This window comes from bacterium (assembly GCA_040753555.1).
Lineage (GTDB): Bacteria > UBA9089 > UBA9088 > UBA9088 > UBA9088 > JBFLYE01.
The window spans coordinates 1-3,878 of the sequence record JBFMDZ010000193.1; the positions used below are offsets into that span (position 1 = coordinate 1).

6 protein-coding genes are annotated in these 3,878 nt (G+C 33.3%); all 6 read right to left on the reverse strand.

What is annotated here, in order from left to right:
• Positions 1-95 precede the first annotated feature (95 nt).
• Positions 96-263, reverse strand: coding sequence for a hypothetical protein (locus AB1630_11040; GenBank protein MEW6104327.1), 168 nt, complete (start codon positions 261-263; stop codon positions 96-98).
• An 11-nt stretch (positions 264-274) separates the two neighbouring features.
• On the reverse strand, positions 275-1,219 hold the full coding sequence (locus AB1630_11045) for an ABC transporter ATP-binding protein (GenBank protein MEW6104328.1): 945 nt from the start codon (positions 1,217-1,219) through the stop codon (positions 275-277).
• On the reverse strand, positions 1,179-1,604 hold the full coding sequence (locus tag AB1630_11050) for a hypothetical protein (GenBank protein ID MEW6104329.1): 426 nt from the start codon (positions 1,602-1,604) through the stop codon (positions 1,179-1,181). Before AB1630_11050 ends, AB1630_11045 begins: the two co-directional genes overlap by 41 nt.
• A 422-nt stretch (positions 1,605-2,026) precedes the next feature.
• Positions 2,027-2,326: a PqqD family protein gene (locus tag AB1630_11055; protein MEW6104330.1), complete on the reverse strand. Its 300-nt coding sequence runs from the start codon at positions 2,324-2,326 to the stop codon at positions 2,027-2,029.
• Positions 2,323-3,447, reverse strand: a complete 1,125-nt coding sequence (locus AB1630_11060) for a radical SAM protein (GenBank protein ID MEW6104331.1) — start codon at positions 3,445-3,447, stop codon at positions 2,323-2,325. Before AB1630_11060 ends, AB1630_11055 begins: the two co-directional genes overlap by 4 nt.
• 97 nt (positions 3,448-3,544) lie before the next feature.
• Positions 3,545-3,763: a hypothetical protein gene (locus AB1630_11065; GenBank protein MEW6104332.1), complete on the reverse strand. Its 219-nt coding sequence runs from the start codon at positions 3,761-3,763 to the stop codon at positions 3,545-3,547.
• Positions 3,764-3,878 lie beyond the last annotated feature (115 nt).

Below are 3,878 nucleotides of genomic sequence, written 5' to 3' on the forward strand. Positions count from 1 at the left end.
TCTATCTCTTTCCTTTCTTCCTGATTTAATTCAATTCTTACAGATTTTCTTGCCATAATATTATTATAGCAAGATTTTATTGTAATGTCAAGTTATTATACCTCTTTTATCGGACAGGGCACTAGATCCTTACCTACCATCATCTTTGCACCAAAAAACATACCCATAAAAAGCAAAAAGACTATACAAAAACTTGTAATTGTCTCTAAAGGATACCTTTTTAGAAATATAAACTCCATATTCAATTCTGCCTTAATAATCAATAAAAAATCCCTCATCTATCTACTAGCTGGAAGTAAATCTTTTCTAAATCCACCTCTTTTTTATTAATTTCAGCGATACATACATTGTATGATTTTAAGAGCTCAATAATTTCATAAAAATCTTTAGAATCTTTTATATTAACGCTTAAGCAAGTTTCACTTCCATTTTCTTTGATTTCAAGATATGGAATCTTATTTAATTTCTCCTTACATTCTATATCTAAGATTCCCGGTATTTTAAACTCATAATGAGAAACATAAAATAGGGTTAAAAGCCTTTCTATCTCATCACAAACAATTATTCTCCCTTTATTTATTATCGCTATTCTATTACAGATTGTTTGAGCAACCTCCATCTGATGTGTAGCAATAAGTATTGTTTTTCTTTCCCCTTTTGCAATTTTTATAATCATCTCCTGCAATTCCTTTGAAGAATGGGGATCTAATCCCAATGTAGGTTCATCCAATAGAAGTAAGGAGGGATCAGTAATTAAAGCAACGCCAATAGATAGCTTTTGTTGCATACCCCTTGAAAGCTTCTGGGTTAATTCATTCCTTCTTTCATAAAGATTAAAAAAATGCAATAATTCATCAATCCTTTTCTTTATCTCTTTGGTTGTCTTTCCACGAATATTGCCAAAATACCTTAAATTTTCATAAGGGGTTAGTCTTAAATAAACATTTCTGCTTCCTTCCAAAACCGCTCCGATTGCCTTTATGGCATTTCTCCTTTCTTTAATTATATTGTAACCCCCAATTGAAATATTTCCCCTTGTAGGATTTACTAAACCACAGATCATCTTTATAATCGTTGTTTTTCCTGCTCCATTAGGACCTAAAAGTCCTAATACCTCTCCTTGTTCTACCTCTAGATCAACATTATTTACTGCTAAAATTCTTTTTCCCCAAAATCCTTTATATTCCTTGGTTAATCTTTCTATTTTTAATATAGACATCTTTTTTTACTCCATACCTATTTATAGTAAAGAAGGCCAATTCTTGGGTAATATTTTTTCCATCGAATGGCATTCCTCCTATCGTTAATGGAAGAAGATTAAGATAAAGTAATGAGATGTTTATAATAAAGCCTATGTAAAATAAAGGAAGGTTGGTGTAGGAATAAAAAATTAAAAAGAACAACCCCAGTATAAAATCTGTTAAAGGGCCTGCTCCTGAACAACATAGCCTTTTCCCAAAACTGTCAGAACGAAATTCAGATTTTGTAACCATCCCTCCTCCTAAACATATCTCAAATAGCTTATACTTAATAATGGGTATTTTAACTACATATTTTATTGCTTGAAAGAAATTGCCAACAATTATATGGGCAAATTCATGCATCCAAGAGAAAAAATGAAATAAAAGTAAGTACAAGAAGACACTCCATAATAGATTAAATCCCTTTGAAAGTTCTAATAGCTTTAGAAAAATGGATAAAATTAGGAAAATAGAGACTTCAGTTAATAATGTGGGTAAACAAAAAAATACAAAAAGTTTAAATAAGAGGAATAAGGGATTTGACCCATTAACTTTTATTAAATGAGAAAAATTTTCATTACTCATCCCTTTTAATCTCTGGTCCTTATCGCTTGAATTAACTTTTAGCTCTTGAAGGCCATAAAAATACCCTACTATTATTTCAAAAAAGAGATTTAAATAGAGAAAACCTATAAGGAAATACGAAATTTTATAGTAAAGTTGAACAGCTGTTATAATTGTTAAACTACCAATCAGCCATAAAATAATAGCCTTTTTAATATTGCCTAGCAATGTTTCACCAATCTTCTCCCTTCAAGATCCCTAATGCATTTAATCGCATCTTTTATGATTTCTGATTTCTCATTTACTATCTCAAATTTATCAAATAAAGCTTCCACAATTTCTTTAATTTCTTTATCCCCATTGCATAGTTCAAAGATGGTGGCAGCTGTCGGGTTTAAATAATCAATTGTGCCTAATTCTTTATTAAGAACTACCCCCATTCCCTCGGGTTCTTTGCGATAGAGCAACCTCTCTTTTCTTTTAGGCTTCTCTCTTAATATTAACTCCTCTATATTCATCATAATTCCTCCTCTATTGAGATATCTTCCGTAACAAATGGAATCGTATCTTCAAATCTTATTAAATCATCGTTAGTTTGGACATGTTCAATAAATCTATCTACCCTTTCATCTTGCCAGGCTCTTCTTCCAACCTTCCAAATCTCTTCCAATGAGTTTTTCCGTATATTACCTAGTTTAAAGGGAGCGGTGCAATCCAATCTAACATTTCCCGATGGCCTTATGATATAGCCTTTATTTGGCTCTAATCGCATTATCCGAAGAGATAGAGCTGGATCTATAGAAAGTCTTACGGCCATGCAGTTTATATATTCCCTAGATTTAGATTCTATTATCTCATAAAATTCTTTCCTCTGTTCTTCCTTTAGCTTGAGATCCTTATAAATCAATGCAGCCCTTCCTGTAAAAACAGCCTCCTCTGTAATAAACTCTATTGCCCCAATTTCAGCCGCCAGATCTATCATTTGAGGAAGCTCATAAAAATTCTTATTCATTAAGGTATGGGCGATCACCAAAGGAATTCCACTATCTGCTACCATTTTAGCGGCATAAACCGCCCTTTCCCAACTTCCTTTTATACCCCTTATTTCATCATGGATCTCGGGAGTAGAGCCATCTATACTAATTTGTATTTGTTGATAGCTATAATTTTTCAGCCTCTTAAATATATCCCTGTCCAAAAGCCATCCATTGGTGATAAATAATATGAGAATATCGTATTCTGAAAGTGCCTCCATAATCGTAAATAAGCCTTCTCCTAAAAGCAAAGGTTCTCCCCCTGAAATAACACATTCAAATATTCTCATTTTCCCTAATTTCTTTATTATATCTACCCATTCTGATATAGTCAACTCATCAGGAAGTTTTTTTGCCGAATTATTGTAACACTGAATGCATTTTAGGTTACAGGCATTGGTCAATTCCAGTTGAACCCCTAAAGGTGCAGAGAAATATTTTGAAGGCAACATCTTTCTTTCTGTAAAATCTTTAATTTTTTCCTCATAAGCCTTAAGATACTTCTTTCCTTCCATACTTTTCCAAGTAAGCCTATATCCTTTTACCGGCACAGGCTCTTTTTTTAAAGGATTTACATCCTCCATTAACTTTTGATACTCGCTTGGCATTTTATCTTACCTCCTAGTTTTTTAAGGTAGGGATTGAAAGGATAAAGAAATTATTTTACTTACAACCCCTACCTTTCTCACTCTTTCCCGGCTTATTTCATAATATTCCTATTCCATAAGCCCTTCTAGCCCTTGCATTTTGTGCCCTTCTCTGAGCTGCCAGCTGATTCATCTGTTTAGCCGCTGTAGCAGATACAGCTGCAACTGCTGCAGCAGCTACTGCTGCCACGGCAGCAAATATTGCGGCAAACCAGGCATGGAAATCTTCCAATGACCCTACCGCTGGCTTAAGATACCTCATTTTTTCTCTATTCATTTTTTACCTCCTTGTTTTAAGATTTTTTGATTTTTAAGGTTTTTTAGGAGGGGTTATATGGGATGTAGGCGATGAAGGTATAATGTAATTAAAGAAAGCCCTTTTTCTTTTGAAA